A 16398-nucleotide genomic window follows, 5' to 3' on the forward strand; every position below is an offset into this window, starting at 1 on the left:
TCGGGAGGGACCGGTTCGGGAGGGAGCCCGTCAGGGACGGGACCAGTTCGGGAGGGAGCCCGTCAGGGACGGGACCAGTTCGGGAGGGAGCCCGTCAGGGACGGGACCAGTTCGGGAGGGAGCCCGTCAGGGACGAGACCGATTCGGGAGGGAGCCCGTCAGGGACGAGACCGGTTCGGGAGGGCGGCGATGAGGGCCGCCGAGCCGCAAAGGATCGCCGTCCACGCCAGGGTGGCGTCGGTCGTGGTGTGATCGGCGACGAGCCCGGCGAGCCACGGCCCCGCCGTCTGGCCGGCCGCGAACAACGTGGTGAAGGCCGCCAGGGTGGCGGTCCATCCGGCGGCCGGGGTGTTCTTCTTGATGAGCGCGGTGACAGCGGCGGGAACGCCCATGAACGTGGCCCCGTAGACGATCGCGGAGATGAGGATGACCGCCGGCGTGGGCGCCGTCAACGCCAGTGCCGCTCCCCCGGCCAGCAGGCCCAGCAGGGCGGTCAGCGCCCGGCTGCCCGGCCAGTGGGCGGTGGGGCGGCTCCACAGCGCGGGCGCCGCCACGACGGCCAGGCCCAGCGCCGTCCAGGTGAGCACCACCTGCCCGAGCGAGGCCTGCTGGTCGGCGAGATAGGCGGACAGGAAGGTGATGTAGGTGATGTAGCCGGCGGAGAACAGCAGGTAGGCCAGGGCGATCCCCCAGAGGAGGCGCACGCGCGCCGATCCGGTCGCGGCCGGTTCCTCCTGGCCGCCCCGAGCGGCGGTCCAGCTCACCACCGCAGCCAGAGCTGCCGCGACGCTCAAGCCGGCCCAGGCGAGACTCCAGTGATCTCCGAGCGGTGGGATGGTGGCGCCGCTGAAGACGATGCCCAGCCCGGTGCCCGCGAAGTAGACGGTGATGGGTGTGCTTGACGCGGCGCGGGCGGCGATGCCCGACGCGATCACGCCGCCGGTGATGAACACGGCCGCCCCCGCCGCTCCGGCCACGAATCGCGCGACCAGCAGCAACAGGCGGTCATCGCCGATCGCCGTGGCCGCCAGCGCCAGCGCGGTGAGGACCATGCCGCCACGGAAGGTGGCCGCCGTTCCCCAACGGCGCACGACCCCGGCCGTCACGAGCGCCCCGAGCAGGTAGCCGAATCCGTTGGCGGCACTCATCGCCCCGGCCTCACCCAATGACCAGCGCAGGTCGTCACGCATCTCGGGCAGGAGCAGGCCGTACGCGAAACGTCCCAGGCCGAGCGCCGAAGCCGTGCCCAGGGCCAGCCGCGCTGCCTGCTGCGTAGGCGGGCTGATGACGAGTGGCATGGGGCCTCCAGATCGAACCGTTCGGTACGATCCTGGATCGTAACATTCGATAGAACCGATTGGTACCATCCTGTACATGCCGGTTCCCAAGGGCTCCACAATCGATCCCGAGCGCACGCGCGCCACCATCCTCGACGCGGCCACCCCGTTGTTGTACGAGCGCGGGCTCGACGGCATCGGCGTCGCCGAGCTCTGCGCCCTCCTCGGCGTCTCCAAAGAAACGCTCTACCGGCACTTCGGCTCCAAGGACGGGCTCGTAGAGGCCATGCTGGCGGAGCGCAGCGCGCGCGTGACACGCTGGCTGGCCGAATCCGCCGAGGCCGCGGGAGAGGACCCGCACGACCAGCTCGCCGCGGTGTTCGACGCCCTTCAGCGGTGGTACGACGATCCGGCCTTCCGCGGCTGCGCCATGCTGAACGCCGCCGCCCAGCACCACGTCGAGAACGTGCGTGCGCTCACCGCCCGTCATCTCGACCGCCACCTCGCGCTTCTGACCGGCATCGCCGAGCGTGCCGGAGCCGCCGATCCCTCCGCGTTGGGACGGCAACTGCTCACGCTGGTCGAGGGCGCCACCGTCCTCGCGGCCCATCACAAGGCCACCGGCGCCGCCGATCACGCCCGCCAGGCCGCACTCGCCCTCCTCTCCACCGCCTCCCGCCCCAGCCACTGACACCAGACCCGCCAACTCGCCTTGGGACCGACCCGAGCGAGCGGTCCAGGTCATGCGGCGGACTTCGCAAGCGGGCCCACCGATGCCCAACACAGGCAGGGTGGCGTGGGTCAGTCGGTGGGCTTGGTGAAGTGGGTGGTGAGGAAGGCCAGGATCGTGCGGGTCAGCGCCACGCGGTGGTCGGACAGGGCGTGATCGGTCGGGAAGAGGTGGTGTTCGAGGCGCTCGACCGGGTGGGCCCGGTAGGCGGCCAGGACCGGTTCGTAGTGCATGGGGGCGGGCGTGACGGTGTCGTGACCGGTGCCGATCAGTAGGACGGGCCGTGTGGCCAGGCGTCCGGCGAGCGCGGCCAGGCTCCAGTCTTCGCCCGCCGCCTCCATCTCGGCGACCAGCGCCTCGCCGCTGGTGCCGCGCAGGGGCAGCAACTCGGCCTCGAACGCCTCGACGTACGCCTGCCGGTCCGCGGAGCTGCGACGGCAGGCCGCCGCGCCCGCCCCGCTGTCGAACGCGGCGGCGGAGGCCACGGCCGCGATGGACGGGTCGGCCGCGGCCGTCATCAACGCCGCGAATCCGCCGAAACTGTGGCCGACGAGGACCACTCGATCCGAATCCAGCCGGTATCGCTGCGCCGAGGCGGGATCGCGTACGAAGGCGACGGCCGCGGCCGTGTCCGCCAGCACGTTCGCCCACGAGTACGTGCCGCCCACGCCCCAGGAGCCGCGGTAGTGAAAGACGAGCGCGGCATAACCGGCGCGGCGCAGGCTCTGCGCCACGTCGAAGTTCCGCTCGTTGCCGGGGAAGCCGTGCGTCAGCACCACCACCGGATGCGGCCCCGGCCCCGCAGGCACGTGCAACACCCCGAGCAGCGACACGCCGCCGCTGTCGAAGGCGACCGCGGGCGTGCTCGCGGCGGGCGCGAGACCAGCCGGAGGGTCGGTGACGAGGGGGTCCGCGGCGCTGACCATGACGACTCCTGACTAGATAGAACCAATCGGTACGACGAGACGCTAGCAGCTCCCCGAACCGATCGGTACCATCTACGGTAACTTGGCGATGGCGAACGCCACGAACCGTCATGGCCGCCCGGCGCCGAGAACGGCGAACGCCTGAAACCGTCGTGGTCGCCCAGCGCGGAGAACGCATAAGGCCGGAAACCGTCGTGGCCGCCCAGCGCCGAGAACGGCGAACGCCGGAAAGCATCATGGTCGTTCACCGCGACCACGCTCCTGCTGGACGTGGTCGCACCGCTGGCGGCGTTCTACGGGCTGCGCGCCGCCGGGCAGGCCAATGGACCTCGCTGGCGGTGGCCTCGCTGGCTCCGCTCGTCGGCATCGGCCTGACCTGGAGGCGCCGGCGCCGCCTCGACCCGACCGCCCTGTTCATGATCGCCGCACTGCTCCTGTCCGCCCTGATCACCCTGATCACCGGCGACCCGCGCACGCTCCTGGCACGAGAAAGCTGGATCACCGGCGCGCTGGGCGGGTGGATCCTCGCCTCCCTCGCCATGACCCGGCCCTTCCTGCTCGACGTGGCCATCAAGCTCAGCCCGCCAGGCGCGGGAGAACGATTCGACCACTTGTGGCAGGGCAGCCGCATCTTCCACCGGTGGGTGCTGGTGGCCAGCCTGGCCTGGGGCGTCGCCTTCCTCGCCGACGCGGCGGCACGCGTGGCGATGGCCTACACCCTGCCCGTCGACAGCGTCCCCCTGCTCGGCACCGTGCTGCTGATCGTCCTCATCGTCGCGGCGCAGGGCCTGGTGATGATCCACGGCCGCCGCACCGGCGCATTCGCCGTCCTACGCGAGCACGGGTGAGCCGGTCATATACGCGAGCACGGCCGAGCAGGTCATTTACGCGAGCGCGGCTGAGCAGGTCATTTACGCGAGCGCGGGTGAGCCGGTCATTCGTCGTCGCCTCCGGCCCGCAGGGCGATCTGATCCGCGTGCCCGGCCGGGAATCCGGGACCGGGTGAGGCGACGATCCGCCGTACGTCGATGGGCAGGCCCGTCGTCGCATCCACCACCTCGGGGCGTACCTTCTCCCCCGTGACCTTGTCGCGCAACGCGACCGGAGGCCCTTCGGGCCCGGCCAGCCAGCGGTCCCCCCAGCCGATCATCGCGGCGAGCACGGTGAAGAAGTCGCGGCCCTTGTCGGTCAGCCGGTACTCGTGGCGGGTCGGGCGTTCCTGATAGGGCACGCGCTGGAGCAGGTCCTCGGCCACGAGGCGCTCCAGCCGCTGGGTCAGGACGTTGCGGCTCACGCCCAGCCGCTCCTGGAACTCCTCGAAACGGCGGGCACCGTAGAACGCCTCGCGCATGACGAGCGGAGTCCACCAGTCACCGATCAGGTCGACGGTGCGGGCGATCGAGCAGGGCCAGTCATCGAACCGGGTACGACGCATGCCCACCACCTTAGTTGCTCAAATGAACTCACTCGTGCTTGGATGTCAGTTGTTCTAGAGAACTGACCTCGAGGAGCGCGCCATGCCGATGATCGACCTCACCATGCCCCGCGGTGCGCTGGACACCGACGCCAAGGCCGGGCTCATGCGCGAGCTCACCCACACGCTGCTGAAATGGGAGGGAGCCACCCCGGGGAACGAGGCCGCCGAGTCGATCGCCTGGACCTTCGTCCACGAACCGGAGCTCGTCACGGTGGCGGGCCGTCCCTCCGAGCTGCCGCGCTACCGGGTCGTCGTGGGCGTCCCCGAGGGCTCGCTCGACGACCGTACGCGAGAGGGCCTGGTCGTCGAGGTCACCGACCAGGTGCTCCGTGCCGAGTCGGGCGGAAAGGAGCCGGCCCCCGCCGACGCCCGCCGCGTGTGGGTCATCGTCAACGAGATCCCCGACGGGCATTGGGGCGGCGGCGGGCACATCGTCCGGCTGGCCGACATCATGACTTTCGCGGGCGCGAGCGAGCAGGAAATCCTGCGGCGCACCTCCCGCATCCGCGCCACCGCGTAGGCCGAGTCCAGACCTGTACCACCACGGACGCGCTCACCAGGTGCTCCGGGGCGTCGACCACAACCTGCGCGACGATGCCCACCTGGACGCTCTGCCTCAGCGGGCCATTCTCGGACGGGGCAGGGCGGAGGCGGCCACCTCCAGGGGAAGGTGGACGATGTTGGGTTCGTGCCGGGTTCCGAGCATGCCCAGGCTGGTCACGAGAAGCCCGTCGGCGGCGACGGCGATCGCGCTCGGGCCGTCGAGACCGTCGGCCTCGGTGGCCAGCACGGTCCTGACACCGTCAGGGGTGATGCGCAGGACGGTGTCGCGAGGGTGCAGGGCGAGGTAGAGCACACCGGAGGCGTCGAAGGCGAAGTCGTCGGCGGGGATGCCGTCGTACACCTGCCGCACCTCGCCAGGACCTCCCGCCTCGATGCCGATGCGCAGCACGGTGCCCTGGGCCGAGTTGGTCGCCCACAGGTCGCCGTCCCAGACCTTGACCCCGTTCACGCCCGTGGACGTCATCGGGTCCTCCCGCGTGGTCGGCGCCAGGCGCTCGTCGGCGAGCCACAACTTCAGCGTGTCCTGGCCGGGGGGACAGTAAAGGATCTCGCCCTGCTCGGAGTCCGCCGCGAACAGGGTGCCGTCCTCGGCGAAGGTGATGCCGTTGAGCCCCGCACCGGCCTCAGCGGCGGCGTACCGGGTCCAGTGCCGGCGGGCTTCACGCCGCCAGATTCCCGTCACGGTTCCGTCCGCGCTGCGCACGGCCGAGTAGAGCCGGTGGTCGGCGTCCGAGACGAGGCCCACGGTGATCGCGTCGGTTCGGTCCGGGACCACCCGTTCCGATTCACCATTGGACGACCACACGGCGCCCGACAACAACGACGCGCAGATCGTGCCGTCCTCAAGGACCACGATGTTCTCTGCCATCTCTCCTGCGCTGTAATCAAAGGTTTTTAGGATCATGGATTCACCCTCTCAAGGATTCGGCGTACATGCATCGGCTATGTCGCGGCGGCCCGGAGGCCGAGGACGACGAGCACCACCGCCGTCACCTTTCCCGCCGCCCGCTTGAAGCGGGCCTTGCGCACGAGGTGCGCGCCCTGGTGGATGAGGGCCGTCCAGGTCAGCAACCACACCGCCATCAGCAGGGCGTGGGCGGTGGCGAGGGCGAGGATCTGCCCGGAGATGGGGCGGCCGGCACGATGAACTGCGGGATCAGGGTCAGGTAGATGGAGGCCGCCTTGGGGTTGAGCACGTTCGCGAGCAGGGCTTGGGTGTAGACGGAGCCCGTCCGTTTCCTGGGCGGTTCGTGCGGCGGAGGCAGGGTGGTGGAGCGCCAGGTCCACAGGCCCAGGCCGACGAGGTAGGCCGCGCCGATGAGCTTGACGGCGGTGAAGGCCTGGCTGGAGTGCATGATCAGGGCCGAGAGGCCGGCGATGGCCAGGGTCGCGTGGGCGTACAGGCCGGTGACCGTACCGAGGAGGACGGGGAGGGCGTGCCGGCGACCGCCGGTCGTGACGTGCTGGATCAGCAGGGTCATGCTCGCGCCCGGGGTGGCGATGAGGGGCAGGACCGCCAGGAGGAACCCGGCGATCGCGGACGGGTGGATCATGCCGGGAGTACGACGCGGTAGTGCGTGGTGAGGCGGCGGTCGTCGTCGAGGATGTGGAAGGCGAGGCCGGGCGGTTGGTCGAGGTCGGCGGGCCGGTCGCCCTCCCACGGCAGGCGCAGGGTCCAGGTGACGGCCGGCGAGACGATCAAGGGGCGGCCGGCGAAGGTCGAGGCGGCCGCGGACGTTGCTGAGGCGGCTGCCATCGCCCGCGCCCCCCTCGCCGTCCGACCCGCGGGTGTGGATTCCGGAGAGCGGCCCTGCCCCGCCCCTGAATCACGGTTGCGCCGAGGCGCGGCGGCTGCGGAAGGTGGCGACGCGCGCGCGGTTCTGGCAGGTGACGGAGCAGAACCGGCGCCGGCCCGCAGGTGAGGCATCGATGTAGACGTCCGCGCAGCGCCGGCCCGTGCACACGCCCAGGCGCTGGGATCCGTGGTCGGCCAGGTGCCGGCGCAGCGCGACCGCCGCGGCGGCGAGCACCGCGTCCGCGCCGTCGCCGACGGCCCAGTTCGCGTGCGTGTGATCGCCCATGACGCTCAGGAGGGGCCGGACCCCGGTCTCCACGAGAAGTTCGTTGACCAGCCGGGCCTGCCCGGCCGCGCCGACGGTGGCGAAGACCGGGTGGAGGCGGTCGGCGGCGAGCGTCAGGGCCCGGTCGGTGAGCTCCGGACCGGCAGGCAGGGCGATCCCGGCGATGGGCGGATAGCCCTCGCCGGGATAGTCCACCGCACGTGCCTCGCGGGGAACCGACCCCCACCCGTTGACCAGCTCGACCAGGACGGCCGACGGCATCGCGTCCACTGTCATACCGCCACTGTAACGCGATGAAAGCTTCTTTCGCGTTGCATGCCATAGCCCGACCTTGTAACGTAATAAATCCAATCAATGCGTTACAAGAAAGGTCGGCGTGATCGATCCCCTCGTGCTGCCCGGCTTCCTCGTGACCGTGCTGCTGATCATCGTCGCCCCGGGACCCGACAGCGTCTACATCGTCGCGGTGGCGATGGACCGGGGCTTTCGTGCCGGGCTGCTGTCGGCCGTCGGCATGGCGCTGGGCATGGTGGTGCACGTCGTCGCGGCCACCCTGGGGCTGGCCGCGTTGCTGAGCTCGGCGCCTCGGGCGCTGATCGTCATACAGCTGGCAGGCGGGCTCTACCTCGGCTGGCTGGCGGTGACCACCCTGCGAACGGCCAGAACGTCCGGCTTCGGCGAGCGGATCAGGCCGCCCGATGGGCAGGTCCTGGGCCGGGCGATGCTCACCAACCTGTCCAACCCAAAGATCATTCTGTTCTTCGCCGCGTTCCTGCCGCAGTTCACCCGGACCGGGCATGCCCCGGTCCCGGTGCAGATGCTGACGCTCGGCCTCATCTTCCTGCTCATCGGCCTCGGCTGGGACAGCTTCGTCGGCGTCTTCGCCGGCAAACTGGGCACCGTGCTGGTCAAGGGCAGCCGCGCCGCGATCGCGCTGAGCGTGGGCGCCGGCCTGACCTTCGGCGTCCTGGCGCTGATCCTGCTCGGAGAGGCTCTGTGGGGCGGCTGAGGCCGATCACCGGTCCGTGGTGGCAGGGTGGAACGTGTCGCGGTAGACGCTGGGCGGGACTCCGACGCGTTCTTTGAACAGCGTGCGGAAGTTGGCCGGCGTGCCGAGGCCGCAACGGCGCGCGATGCCTTCCACCGTGAGGTCGGTGGACTCCAGCAGTTCGCGCGCGCGGCTGAGCCTGGCCTCCAGGAGCCACCGCATGGGCGGCTGCCCGGTCTCGGTGTTGAAGCGGCGGATGAGGGTCCTCCTGGACATGCCGGCCCGCTGCGCCAACCGGTCCACGGTGAGTGGCTCGTGCAGGTTGAGCAGTGCCCATTCGTACAACCGCGTCAGACCTGCGGAACGTTCTGGGCGCACGGGCAGGTCGATGTACTGGGCCTGGCCGCCGGCGCGGTGCGGGGCGGTGACGAGCAGGCGGGCCCGCTGGTTCGCCACGCGGGCCCCGAAGATGCAGGCACAGGTCGAGTCCCGCGGCGACTCCCGCCGAGGTCGGTGGACCAGGGCCGCGCGGCCAGCCATTCGATGAGGTCGTAGTTGTCGCGCTGCTCCTGGGCGCTGAACGGGTCGAGGTGGCCGGGCGAGTCGCCGGAGCCGCGGGCGTTGCAGACGGCGGCGTTGTATCCGCGTTCGACGAAGTACGCCGCCGCCCGGCCGAGGCTCTCCAGCTGGTCGTAGGCCGTGTAGTCGTACACGATCACCGGGAAGCGGCCGTCGGCGGCGGGCCGGTGCAGGTCGCAGGCCAGGTGGCCGCCGTCGCGCAGCGGGACCTGGACGCGCTCGGTGCGCACCTCGTACGTGGCGGGCCGGTCGTAGGAGAAGAAGGGGTCCGCCGGGGTGTGTGGCGCGAGAGGCACGGTCAAGGCGGTGGAGAGGGCGGCGAGGATCCGGCCGTACATCATCAAAGGAAGCTCCTCAGAACGAGATGGCGCCGGTCAGGAGCGCGACGACGGTCATGACGACGGTGGTCGCGAACGCCCAGCCGAAGATGAAGCGCTGGTGCTGGCCGAGTTGCACGCCGCTCATGCCGACGAGGATGAAGGTGGCGGCGGTGAGCGGGCTGAGCGGGAAGCCGGTGGTCATCTGGCCGAGGATGGCCGCCCTGGCGATCTCGGCGGACTCGATGCCGAAGCCGCCGGCCGTCTGGGCCAGCACGGGCAGCACGCCGAAGTAGTAGGCGTCCGGGGTGAAGACCAGGCTGAGCGGCATGCCGGTGATCGCCACGAGCAGCGGCAGGTGACCGCCGAAGGAGTCGGGGATGATCCCGACGAACGCGGCGGCCATCTGGTCGATCATCTTGGTGCCGGTGAGGATGCCGGTGAAGACGCCGGCCGCGAAGATCATGGTGGTGACCAGGACGACGCTCCTGGCGTGCTTGTCGAGCAGCGCCTGCTGTTTGTCCCACGTGGGCAGGTTGACCGCGGCGGCGATGGCGAAGCCGAGCACGAACAGCACCGGCAGCGGCATCGCCTGCAGGACCAGCGCGATCAGCAGCACGACGGTGAGCACGAGGTTGAACGTGGTCAGGGCCACGCTCCTGCGCTCGGGGGCGAGCGGTGTGCCGGGCCCGTCACCGCGTACCGGCTCCAGCTGGGGCTCGGGCAGGGTCACGGCGCCGAGGCGGCGGCGTTCGCGCAGCCCGATCAGGTACGACGCCACCAGCACCCACACGATGCCCGCGGCCATGGCCGGCAGCACCGGGGTGAACACCTGCGAGCTGTCCAGCTTCAGCACCGCCATCGCGCGAGCGGTGGGCCCGCCCCAGGGGGCCATGTTCATCACGCCCGCGCCGAGGCAGACGACGCCGGTCAGCACCAGTGGGCTCATGTTCAGCCGCTTGTAGACGGGCAGCAGGGCCGAGACGGTGATGAGGAAAGTGGAGGCTCCGTCGCCGTCCAGGGCCACGCACATCGTGAGGACCGCGGTGCCGACGGCGATGCGCAGCGGGTCGTCCTTGGCCAGGCGCAGGATGCCGCGGATCAGCGGGTCGAACAGCCCGGTGTCGATCATCAGGCTGAAGTACAGGACCGCGAAGGCGATCATGATCCCCGTGGGGGCGACCTTGCCCAGCCCTTCGAGGATCATCGGGCCCATGCCGGAGGCGAAGCCACCCACCAGCGCGGTGACCACGGGGACGAGCACGAGCGCGGTCAGGACCGAGACGCGCCTGGTCATGGTCAGCACCAGGAACAGGCCGATGGTGAGGAATCCAAGGATCGCGATCATCGGGGTCCTTTCGCCGGGCGGGAGGTTACGGGCAAGTTTCCGAGTACCGGCGTTTCACGTCCACCATCAAAAGTGGATTTATCCATGCGTTATGCGCAACAGTGGAGACTGTGGACGCCAGTCTGCGGCAGCTCGCCGCCTATGTCGCCGTGGCCAGAGCCGCCGGTTTCACCGCCGCCGCCGCGCAACTGCGCGTCTCCCAGTCGACGTTGAGCCGCGCCGTGTCCGATCTGGAACGTGTCCTCGGCGTGCAACTGCTGGAACGCGACACCCGCAACGTGCGGCTCACCGCGGCCGGCCAGGAGACCCTGCGCGTGGCCGAGCAGATCGTGGACGCCCACCGGTCGGGCATGAAACAGCTGCGGCGCTACCTGCTCGGCGAGTCCGGCGTGGTCGTCATGGCCACCCTCCCGTCGGTCGCGGCCGTGCTGCTGCCCCAGATGATCTCCACGTTCCGGGGCCGGCGGCCGGGCGTGAGCGTCCGGATCATGGACGGCCTCGAACGGGCCGTCATCGGCAGAGTCCTGAACGGCGACGCCGACTTCGCCGTCACGACCGTCGGCGCGGCCTCCGACCGGCTGGAGCACCGCCCGCTGATCCGCGACCGCTTCCGCGCCGTGCTGCCGCAGAGCCATCCGCTCGCCGCCCGCGACGAGGTCACCTGGGAGGACCTGGCCGCCGAGCCGTTCCTGGCCGTCGGCCCCGAGTCCAGCGTGCGCAGGCTGACCGACGCGGCGTTCGAGCAGGCCGGGGCCATGGTCACGCCTGCCGCTGAGGCCGGCAACGTGGCGACGGTGGGCGGGCTGGTCGCCGCCGGGCTCGGGGTGTCGGCGATGCCCGCCCTGGTGCTGCCCCTGCTGGGGCCCGGGCACGTCGTGCACCGCGAGCTGGTCGGCCCCGTGGTCGAACGGCGTCTGGACATCGTGGTGCGGGCCCGCCGCGCTCTGCCACCCGCCGCCGCCGCGTTCCTCGACCTGCTGGACGAGGTCCGCGCCGAAGGGCGGGAGGTGCCGGCCGGCGCGGCCTGGATCACCCATTGATGCGATAAGCGCATGAATTTATCCACTCAGCCTGCTGGACCCGCATTTCTGGGTCTGTGCACGATGAAGCTCCATCGAACGGGACGAAGGAGTTCATGCGTGGCCTCTGAACAGTGCGGGCAGTTGCGCGGATTGAAGGTGGTGGAGTTCGCCCACGTGGTCGCCGGGCCGCTGGCCGGCTCCATGCTCGCCGACCAGGGCGCGGACGTCGTCCACGTCGAACCGCCCGGCTCCGGCGACGCCGCCCGCGCGATGGGGCCGACACGTGACGGCGTGCCGCTGTGGTTCAAGGTCGCCGGTCGCAACAAGCGCTCGGTCACCCTGGACCTGCACGACCCCGGCGGCCGCGCGGTCGCCCACCGGCTGGTGGCCTGGGCCGACGTCGTGATCGTCACGCTGCGCGCGTCGCGGCTGCGGGCCTGGGAGCTCGACTGGGAGGCCGTGCACCGCGTCAATCCCACCGCCGTCCTGCTGCAGATCTCCGGGTTCGGCGCGACCTCGTCGCGGGCGGACGCCCCCGGCTTCGGCAAGGTCGGCGAGGCCCGCAGCGGCGTGGTGCACCTGACCGGCTTCCCTGACGGGCCGCCCGTGCACACGGGGTTCTCGCACGGGGACGCGGTGACCGGGCTGATGGGCGCGTACGCCGTGCTCGCCGCCCTGCACCGCCGGGCGAACGACCCGTCGTTCGACGGCGAGTGGATCGACCTGGCCCTCTTCGAGCCGCTCTTCCGGCTCGTCGAGTGGCAGGTCATCACGCACGACCAGCTCGGCGTCGTCCCCGGCAGGTCCGGCAATCAGCTGGCCGTCGCCCCCGCCGCCGTCATCAACACCTACCTCTCCGCCGACGCCGACTGGATCACCGTCACCTCCGCCACCCTGCGTTCCGTCCTGAACGTCGTCCGCCTCCTGGGCCTGCCCGAGCAGGAGTACGCCACCACCCGGCAGCAACTCGCCGGGCGCGAACGGCTGGACACCGAACTGCGCGCCTGGGTGGCGGCGCGCGGCACCGAGGAATGCCTGCGCGCGTTCGCGGACGCCGAGGTGGTCGCCTCGCGCGTCTTCACCGCGGAGGACATCGCCTCCGACCCCGTCTACGCCGAACGCGGCGACATCATCACCGTCGACGACCCCGACCTCGGGCCCGTCCGCATGCAGGCCGCCCTCCCCCATTTCCACCAGGCGCCCGGCCGCGTCTGGCGCACCGGGCCCGCGCTCGGCCAGGACAACGACCTGGTCTACCGCGAGTGGCTCGGGCTCGACGTCGACGATCTGGAGAAACGCGGTGTCATCTGAACGCCCGGCGCTGCGCTCCCTGCTGTTCGTCCCCGGCACCAGGACCGGCTGGCTCGCCAAGGCCGAGGCCGCCGGGGCCGACGCGGCCATCCTCGACCTTGAGGACGCCGTCCCACCTGCCGGGAAACCCGCCGCCCGCGACCACGTGGCCGAGGCCGTCGCGAACATGACCGGCGACATGGCGCTCTTCGTCCGGATCAACCCGCTCGACGGCTGGGCGGGCGCCCAGGACCTGCGCGCCGTCGCCCTCCCCCGTCTGGCCGGAGTGGTCCTGCCCAAGGTGAACGGCCCCGCCGACGTGCTACTCGCCGACCGGCTGCTGAGCTGGTGCGAACGCGAGCACGGCCTGCCCGACGGGCACATCGCCCTGGTGCCGCTGCTCGAAAGCGCCGCCGCCCTGAGGGAGGCGTACGAGATCGCGCGCGCCGCCCCGAGAGTCGCCTACCTCGGAGCGGTCACCGGCAAGGGCGGGGACGTCGAACGCGCGATCGGCTACCGCTGGAGCCGCGACGGGACCGAGACCCTGGCCCTGCGCTCCCGCGTCCTGCTCGACGCCCGCGCCGCGGCCGTGCCCTGCCCCGTCGCCGGCCTGTGGACGGACATCGCCGACCTCGACGGGCTGCGCGCCTTCGCCGAGCAGAACCGCTCCCTCGGCTACGAGGGCATGGTAGCCATCCACCCCTCCCACGTCCCGGTGATCAACGAGGTGTTCTCACCGAGCCCCGAGGAGCTCGCCCGCTACGAACGGCTGATCGCCGCCGTGGACCGGGCCCAGGCGGGCGGAGCCGGTGCGATCACCTTCGAGGGCGAGATGGTGGACGAGGCCATGGCGGCCAGAGCACGTGCCGCCCTCGGCGGTGGACCGTGACGTGGTGCGGGTCAGTCGCGGGGCTTCCTTCTGGCCAGGTCTCGTGCGCCGAACACGGCGACGGCCACGGCGACGACGACCACGACAGGGCCGATGATCGCCCAGGTGGTGACGCCGCTCATCGCGCTGCCACCGAGAATGCCCAGCCCTTGCAGCGTCCACACCGCCCCCATCAGGGCGAACAGCACGCCGACGATCAGCAGGATCCATGCCTTCACTGGCGTTCTCATCTCTTCCCGGAAAGGGTCACCGCTCAGTCTGCGCACTCGCGGACGAAGGGGCAAGCCCGCCCGGCAGATGGGGATCCCCTGTCACCAGCCGGGGATCAGGATTTGAGCGCGCGCAGGAGCTTGGGGTCGGCGGCCCGGTCCCAGGCGGGGGCGAGGGCGTGGTCCGCCTCGGCGGCCTCGTGGCGCTCTGTGGCCAGCAGCAGGCCGAGGGTGAAGGCGTCGGCGGTCGTCAGGCCGGGGCGTGTGGCGAGCTCAGTGAGCTGCCGCCGGGCGACCAGCGCGTCTTGACGACGGCCGAGCGCTTCCTGCAGGCGTTCCGCCTGTTTGGCGAGTTTCCTGGCGGGTTTGCCGAGAGAAGGCGTGGCCGCCTCGGCGGTGTAGCGGGCGCGCTTGGCCGCCTTGCGGGTGGAGTGCAGGGCGCGGTCGCTCTCGGGGCCTTCTGGCAGATGCCTGGCCTTGGCGTACTTGCTCAGGACCTTGCGCCAGCTCTTGGCCACCAGCGTGGGCGTGAGGCGGCTGACCTTACGTCTCGCCTGGTCGTGGAAGGGCGGGCCGGCGATGAAGTCGTCGATGGCGGCCAGCACGGCGAAGTAGCGCGGCGTGCGCAGCGTCCTGTTCAGCTCCTGCCGGGCCCTGCGTTCCCGCGCGGCCAGGTGGGCGGGCCATTCCGCGTCCGCCAGGTGTCCCTTGGTGTCGCTCTGGTCGGCGAGGCGCCGGTCGAAGCGGGCGGTGAGCACTTCGAGATCGCGGACCGTGCCCAGTTCGCCGGCCAACCATTTCAGCTCCGCGTCGAAAGCGCCGATCCGGTCGCGGTCCAGCAGCCGGGAGTGGGTACGCAGCAGGCTGCGGATCCGGCGTACGGCCACGCGCATCTTGTGCACCGAGTCGTCGTCGTGGTCGGCCAGCCGTACCAGTGGGTCGTAGGCGAGCAGTTGGTCGCGCTGCCGCCGCACGTACGCGATCAGCACCGTTCCCGCGCTGCGCCCGGGTTCGAGGGCGGGATCCGGGGCGAGGTCGTCGCCCAGCACGCGTGCCAGCTTGGAGCCGGCCGGGGACGGCACCGCCCCGGACTCGCGCAGCCTGGCCTCCACCGTGTCCAGGACGGCGGTGGGGCCGTCCACCAGTTCGACCTCGATCTCGCGCCACGACACGGATCGCTGGTCGCCGTCCAGGCGGCGCCCGTGAACCACGTCGTCGGCCACCTCCGCCAGCACCTCACCGCGGTCGTCACGCAGCCGCCGTATCGTGCGGGTGGTCTCCAGGGTGACGATGGGGACGAGTTCGCGCCCCCGTACGTGGGCCATGACCAGCTTGGCCAGCCGCGCGGGCACCCGATGCGCCCCCGTTCCGAGCGGAGCGCGCACCTCGCGCCTGGATCCCTTGGCCATCGGCAGCTTGAGATGCCAGCCCTCGTCCTGGCCGCCCCGGCGGCGGCGCAGCGTGATGCCGTGGCCGGCCAGGGTCAGGGCCTGGGTGTCGACATAGTCGGCCACCAGCCGCCGGGTCTCCGGCTCATCCACCGTGACCCGGCCGTCAGGTCCGGTGAAGTCCTCGATCGCGACCTCGTCGACGCCGTCGATCTCGTACTTGCGTTCGACCTCCACATGGCCGGCCATCACACGACTCCTCACCTCTCCGAAACACCCCCACTACCCAGGCGAACGGCACGAAACGAGTGAATCGCCCGATTCAGGGGGATGGCGCGGTGTGGTCCTCGTCGTAGATGTCGGACGCCGATCTGACGATCATCGGATCCGGGCAGCCGACCACGTCATGGTCCTTGTCGTCGTAGTCGAACCGGCTCAGCACGTGCCGCATCGCCTCCAGCCGGCCCCGCTTCTTGTCGTTGCTCTTGATGACCGTCCACGGCGCCTCGGCGATGTCCGTGTTGAGGAACATCTCCTCCTTGGCGGCGGTGTATTCGTCCCATTTGTCGAGGGAGGCCAGGTCCATCGCCGACAGCTTCCACTGCCGTACCGGATCGACCTGACGGATGATGAAGCGGGTGCGCTGCTCGGAGCGCGTCACCGAGAACCACAACTTGAACAGATGGATGCCGTCGCGGACCAGAGCACGCTCGAACATCGGCGCCTGCACCATGAACTCCTGGCATTCGGCCTCGGTGCAGAAGCCCATCACCCGCTCCACCCCGGCCCGGTTGTACCAGGAGCGGTCGAACAGCACGATCTCCCCGGCCGCGGGCAGGTGGGAGAGGTAGCGCTGCAGGTACCACTGGGTGCGTTCGCGTTCCGACGGCTTCTCCAGCGCCACCACGGTGGCGCCGCGCGGGTTGAGATGCTCCGTGAAGCGCTTGATCGTGCCGCCCTTGCCCGCCGCGTCGCGGCCCTCGAAGACGATCACCAGCCGTTCGCCGCGCTCCTTGACCCAGTACTGCAACTTCACCAACTCGATCTGCAGGAGTCTCTTGAAGTGGTCGTAGTCCTCGCGGGCCAGCCGCTCGGGGTACGGATAGTGCTCACGCCAGGTGTCCACCCGGGTGCCGTCGGGCCGCACCAGCACCGGATCGTCGTCGTCGCTGTCGTCTACCAGCAGGCCCGGGGTCGCATCCAACAGAGAGCTTTCCTCCACGACACTCCCTCTGCCCTCACGAACGCCCATTAGCGGAGGAAACCGTCCGCGAGCGAGCCGGCCGCCCGACCTGCGCTCTTCGACGATCGAC

Annotated in this window: 21 protein-coding genes; 7 read left to right on the forward strand and 14 right to left on the reverse strand. The window is 70.8% G+C overall.

Annotated elements, in window-relative coordinates; translation table 11 throughout:
- Positions 1-158: 158 nt before the first annotated feature.
- Positions 159-1298, reverse strand: coding sequence for a YbfB/YjiJ family MFS transporter (locus ACFPZ3_RS19160; RefSeq protein ID WP_379515498.1), 1140 nt, complete (start codon positions 1296-1298; stop codon positions 159-161).
- A 76-nt stretch (positions 1299-1374) separates the two neighbouring features.
- On the opposite strand from ACFPZ3_RS19160, the gene ACFPZ3_RS19165 reads away from it, so the two are divergent.
- A complete protein-coding gene (locus tag ACFPZ3_RS19165) occupies positions 1375-1968 on the forward strand; it encodes a TetR/AcrR family transcriptional regulator (protein ID WP_379515499.1) in 594 nt (197 codons plus the stop codon).
- A 110-nt stretch (positions 1969-2078) separates the two neighbouring features.
- Here ACFPZ3_RS19165 and ACFPZ3_RS19170 read toward each other — a convergent pair whose 3' ends face one another.
- The gene (locus tag ACFPZ3_RS19170) at positions 2079-2933 is read right to left on the reverse strand and encodes an alpha/beta hydrolase family protein (RefSeq protein ID WP_379515500.1); all 855 of its coding nucleotides are present in this window, start codon (positions 2931-2933) and stop codon (positions 2079-2081) included.
- Positions 2934-3169: 236 nt separating this feature from the next.
- On the opposite strand from ACFPZ3_RS19170, the gene ACFPZ3_RS19175 reads away from it, so the two are divergent.
- Positions 3170-3781, forward strand: a complete 612-nt coding sequence (locus tag ACFPZ3_RS19175; RefSeq protein WP_379515501.1) for a VC0807 family protein — start codon at positions 3170-3172, stop codon at positions 3779-3781.
- Positions 3782-3867: 86 nt separating this feature from the next.
- Here ACFPZ3_RS19175 and ACFPZ3_RS19180 read toward each other — a convergent pair whose 3' ends face one another.
- Positions 3868-4368: a winged helix-turn-helix transcriptional regulator gene (locus ACFPZ3_RS19180; protein WP_379515502.1), complete on the reverse strand. Its 501-nt coding sequence runs from the start codon at positions 4366-4368 to the stop codon at positions 3868-3870.
- A gap of 82 nt (positions 4369-4450) precedes the next feature.
- Here ACFPZ3_RS19180 and ACFPZ3_RS19185 point away from each other — a divergent pair, with 82 nt between their 5' ends.
- Positions 4451-4930, forward strand: a complete 480-nt coding sequence (locus tag ACFPZ3_RS19185) for a tautomerase family protein (RefSeq protein WP_379515503.1) — start codon at positions 4451-4453, stop codon at positions 4928-4930.
- Between the two features lie 96 nt (positions 4931-5026).
- Here ACFPZ3_RS19185 and ACFPZ3_RS19190 read toward each other — a convergent pair whose 3' ends face one another.
- The 5 genes from ACFPZ3_RS19190 to ACFPZ3_RS19210 form a co-directional block, all read right to left on the reverse strand.
- Positions 5027-5842 (reverse strand): SMP-30/gluconolactonase/LRE family protein, encoded by an 816-nt coding sequence (locus ACFPZ3_RS19190; RefSeq protein WP_379515504.1) that lies wholly within the window; start codon positions 5840-5842, stop codon positions 5027-5029.
- Positions 5843-5916: 74 nt separating this feature from the next.
- A complete protein-coding gene (locus ACFPZ3_RS19195; RefSeq protein WP_379515505.1) occupies positions 5917-6057 on the reverse strand; it encodes a hypothetical protein in 141 nt (46 codons plus the stop codon).
- The gene (locus tag ACFPZ3_RS19200) at positions 6057-6527 is read right to left on the reverse strand and encodes a LysE family translocator (RefSeq protein WP_379515506.1); all 471 of its coding nucleotides are present in this window, start codon (positions 6525-6527) and stop codon (positions 6057-6059) included. The genes ACFPZ3_RS19195 and ACFPZ3_RS19200 overlap by 1 nt, the downstream gene beginning before the upstream one ends.
- Complete coding sequence (locus tag ACFPZ3_RS19205) at positions 6524-6730, reverse strand: hypothetical protein (protein WP_379515507.1); 207 nt, start codon at positions 6728-6730, stop codon at positions 6524-6526. Before ACFPZ3_RS19205 ends, ACFPZ3_RS19200 begins: the two co-directional genes overlap by 4 nt.
- A gap of 70 nt (positions 6731-6800) precedes the next feature.
- On the reverse strand, positions 6801-7331 hold the full coding sequence (locus ACFPZ3_RS19210) for a CGNR zinc finger domain-containing protein (protein ID WP_379515508.1): 531 nt from the start codon (positions 7329-7331) through the stop codon (positions 6801-6803).
- A 100-nt stretch (positions 7332-7431) separates the two neighbouring features.
- Between ACFPZ3_RS19210 and ACFPZ3_RS19215 the strand changes: the two genes are divergently transcribed.
- Positions 7432-8064: a LysE family translocator gene (locus tag ACFPZ3_RS19215; protein WP_379515509.1), complete on the forward strand. Its 633-nt coding sequence runs from the start codon at positions 7432-7434 to the stop codon at positions 8062-8064.
- Positions 8065-8070: 6 nt separating this feature from the next.
- Here the strand turns inward: ACFPZ3_RS19215 and ACFPZ3_RS19220 are convergent, their stop codons facing one another.
- The 3 genes from ACFPZ3_RS19220 to ACFPZ3_RS19230 are packed head-to-tail and all read right to left on the reverse strand — an operon-like array spanning position 8071 to position 10287.
- The gene (locus ACFPZ3_RS19220) at positions 8071-8499 is read right to left on the reverse strand and encodes a GlxA family transcriptional regulator (RefSeq protein ID WP_379515510.1); all 429 of its coding nucleotides are present in this window, start codon (positions 8497-8499) and stop codon (positions 8071-8073) included.
- A complete protein-coding gene (locus ACFPZ3_RS19225) occupies positions 8394-8963 on the reverse strand; it encodes a CocE/NonD family hydrolase (protein ID WP_379515511.1) in 570 nt (189 codons plus the stop codon). The genes ACFPZ3_RS19220 and ACFPZ3_RS19225 overlap by 106 nt, the downstream gene beginning before the upstream one ends.
- Positions 8964-8976: 13 nt before the next feature.
- Complete coding sequence (locus tag ACFPZ3_RS19230; RefSeq protein WP_379515512.1) at positions 8977-10287, reverse strand: CitMHS family transporter; 1311 nt, start codon at positions 10285-10287, stop codon at positions 8977-8979.
- 110 nt (positions 10288-10397) lie between these two features.
- Here ACFPZ3_RS19230 and ACFPZ3_RS19235 point away from each other — a divergent pair, with 110 nt between their 5' ends.
- The 3 genes from ACFPZ3_RS19235 to ACFPZ3_RS19245 all read left to right on the forward strand — a co-directional run bounded on the left by ACFPZ3_RS19235 (position 10398) and on the right by ACFPZ3_RS19245 (position 13488).
- Positions 10398-11327: a LysR family transcriptional regulator gene (locus ACFPZ3_RS19235; RefSeq protein ID WP_379515513.1), complete on the forward strand. Its 930-nt coding sequence runs from the start codon at positions 10398-10400 to the stop codon at positions 11325-11327.
- A 99-nt stretch (positions 11328-11426) separates the two neighbouring features.
- Positions 11427-12620: a CaiB/BaiF CoA transferase family protein gene (locus ACFPZ3_RS19240; RefSeq protein ID WP_379515514.1), complete on the forward strand. Its 1194-nt coding sequence runs from the start codon at positions 11427-11429 to the stop codon at positions 12618-12620.
- Positions 12610-13488 carry an HpcH/HpaI aldolase/citrate lyase family protein gene (locus tag ACFPZ3_RS19245; RefSeq protein WP_379515515.1) on the forward strand — a complete coding sequence of 293 codons (879 nt, stop codon included), beginning with the start codon at positions 12610-12612 and terminating at the stop codon, positions 13486-13488. Before ACFPZ3_RS19240 ends, ACFPZ3_RS19245 begins: the two co-directional genes overlap by 11 nt.
- Before the next feature lie 11 nt (positions 13489-13499).
- On the opposite strand, the gene ACFPZ3_RS19250 is transcribed toward ACFPZ3_RS19245, so the two are convergent.
- The 3 genes from ACFPZ3_RS19250 to ppk2 all read right to left on the reverse strand — a co-directional run bounded on the left by ACFPZ3_RS19250 (position 13500) and on the right by ppk2 (position 16289).
- Positions 13500-13706, reverse strand: coding sequence for a hypothetical protein (locus ACFPZ3_RS19250; RefSeq protein WP_379515516.1), 207 nt, complete (start codon positions 13704-13706; stop codon positions 13500-13502).
- Between the two features lie 107 nt (positions 13707-13813).
- Positions 13814-15334: a CYTH and CHAD domain-containing protein gene (locus ACFPZ3_RS19255; RefSeq protein ID WP_379515517.1), complete on the reverse strand. Its 1521-nt coding sequence runs from the start codon at positions 15332-15334 to the stop codon at positions 13814-13816.
- A gap of 73 nt (positions 15335-15407) precedes the next feature.
- A complete protein-coding gene (gene ppk2, locus ACFPZ3_RS19260) occupies positions 15408-16289 on the reverse strand; it encodes a polyphosphate kinase 2 (RefSeq protein WP_379515518.1) in 882 nt (293 codons plus the stop codon).
- Between the last annotated feature and the right edge of the window lie 109 nt (positions 16290-16398).

This window comes from Nonomuraea insulae (genome assembly GCF_042656245.1).

What these genes read in the sequence shown, in the direction of transcription:
- ACFPZ3_RS19160 (WP_379515498.1), bottom strand. Translation starts at nt 1,298, where the DNA reads ATGCCACTCGTCATCAGCCCGCCTACGCAGCAGGCAGCGCGGCTGGCC.
- ACFPZ3_RS19180 (WP_379515502.1), bottom strand. Translation starts at nt 4,368, where the DNA reads ATGCGTCGTACCCGGTTCGATGACTGGCCCTGCTCGATCGCCCGCACC.
- ACFPZ3_RS19195 (WP_379515505.1), bottom strand. Translation starts at nt 6,057, where the DNA reads ATGGCGGTGTGGTTGCTGACCTGGACGGCCCTCATCCACCAGGGCGCG.
- ACFPZ3_RS19205 (WP_379515507.1), bottom strand. Translation starts at nt 6,730, where the DNA reads ATGGCAGCCGCCTCAGCAACGTCCGCGGCCGCCTCGACCTTCGCCGGC.
- ACFPZ3_RS19200 (WP_379515506.1), bottom strand. Translation starts at nt 6,527, where the DNA reads ATGATCCACCCGTCCGCGATCGCCGGGTTCCTCCTGGCGGTCCTGCCC.
- ACFPZ3_RS19170 (WP_379515500.1), bottom strand. Translation starts at nt 2,933, where the DNA reads ATGGTCAGCGCCGCGGACCCCCTCGTCACCGACCCTCCGGCTGGTCTC.
- ACFPZ3_RS19190 (WP_379515504.1), bottom strand. Translation starts at nt 5,842, where the DNA reads ATGGCAGAGAACATCGTGGTCCTTGAGGACGGCACGATCTGCGCGTCG.
- ACFPZ3_RS19225 (WP_379515511.1), bottom strand. Translation starts at nt 8,963, where the DNA reads ATGATGTACGGCCGGATCCTCGCCGCCCTCTCCACCGCCTTGACCGTG.
- ACFPZ3_RS19230 (WP_379515512.1), bottom strand. Translation starts at nt 10,287, where the DNA reads ATGATCGCGATCCTTGGATTCCTCACCATCGGCCTGTTCCTGGTGCTG.
- ACFPZ3_RS19175 (WP_379515501.1), top strand. Translation starts at nt 3,170, where the DNA reads ATGGTCGTTCACCGCGACCACGCTCCTGCTGGACGTGGTCGCACCGCT.
- ACFPZ3_RS19255 (WP_379515517.1), bottom strand. Translation starts at nt 15,334, where the DNA reads ATGGCCGGCCATGTGGAGGTCGAACGCAAGTACGAGATCGACGGCGTC.
- ACFPZ3_RS19165 (WP_379515499.1), top strand. Translation starts at nt 1,375, where the DNA reads ATGCCGGTTCCCAAGGGCTCCACAATCGATCCCGAGCGCACGCGCGCC.
- ACFPZ3_RS19185 (WP_379515503.1), top strand. Translation starts at nt 4,451, where the DNA reads ATGCCGATGATCGACCTCACCATGCCCCGCGGTGCGCTGGACACCGAC.
- ACFPZ3_RS19210 (WP_379515508.1), bottom strand. Translation starts at nt 7,331, where the DNA reads ATGACAGTGGACGCGATGCCGTCGGCCGTCCTGGTCGAGCTGGTCAAC.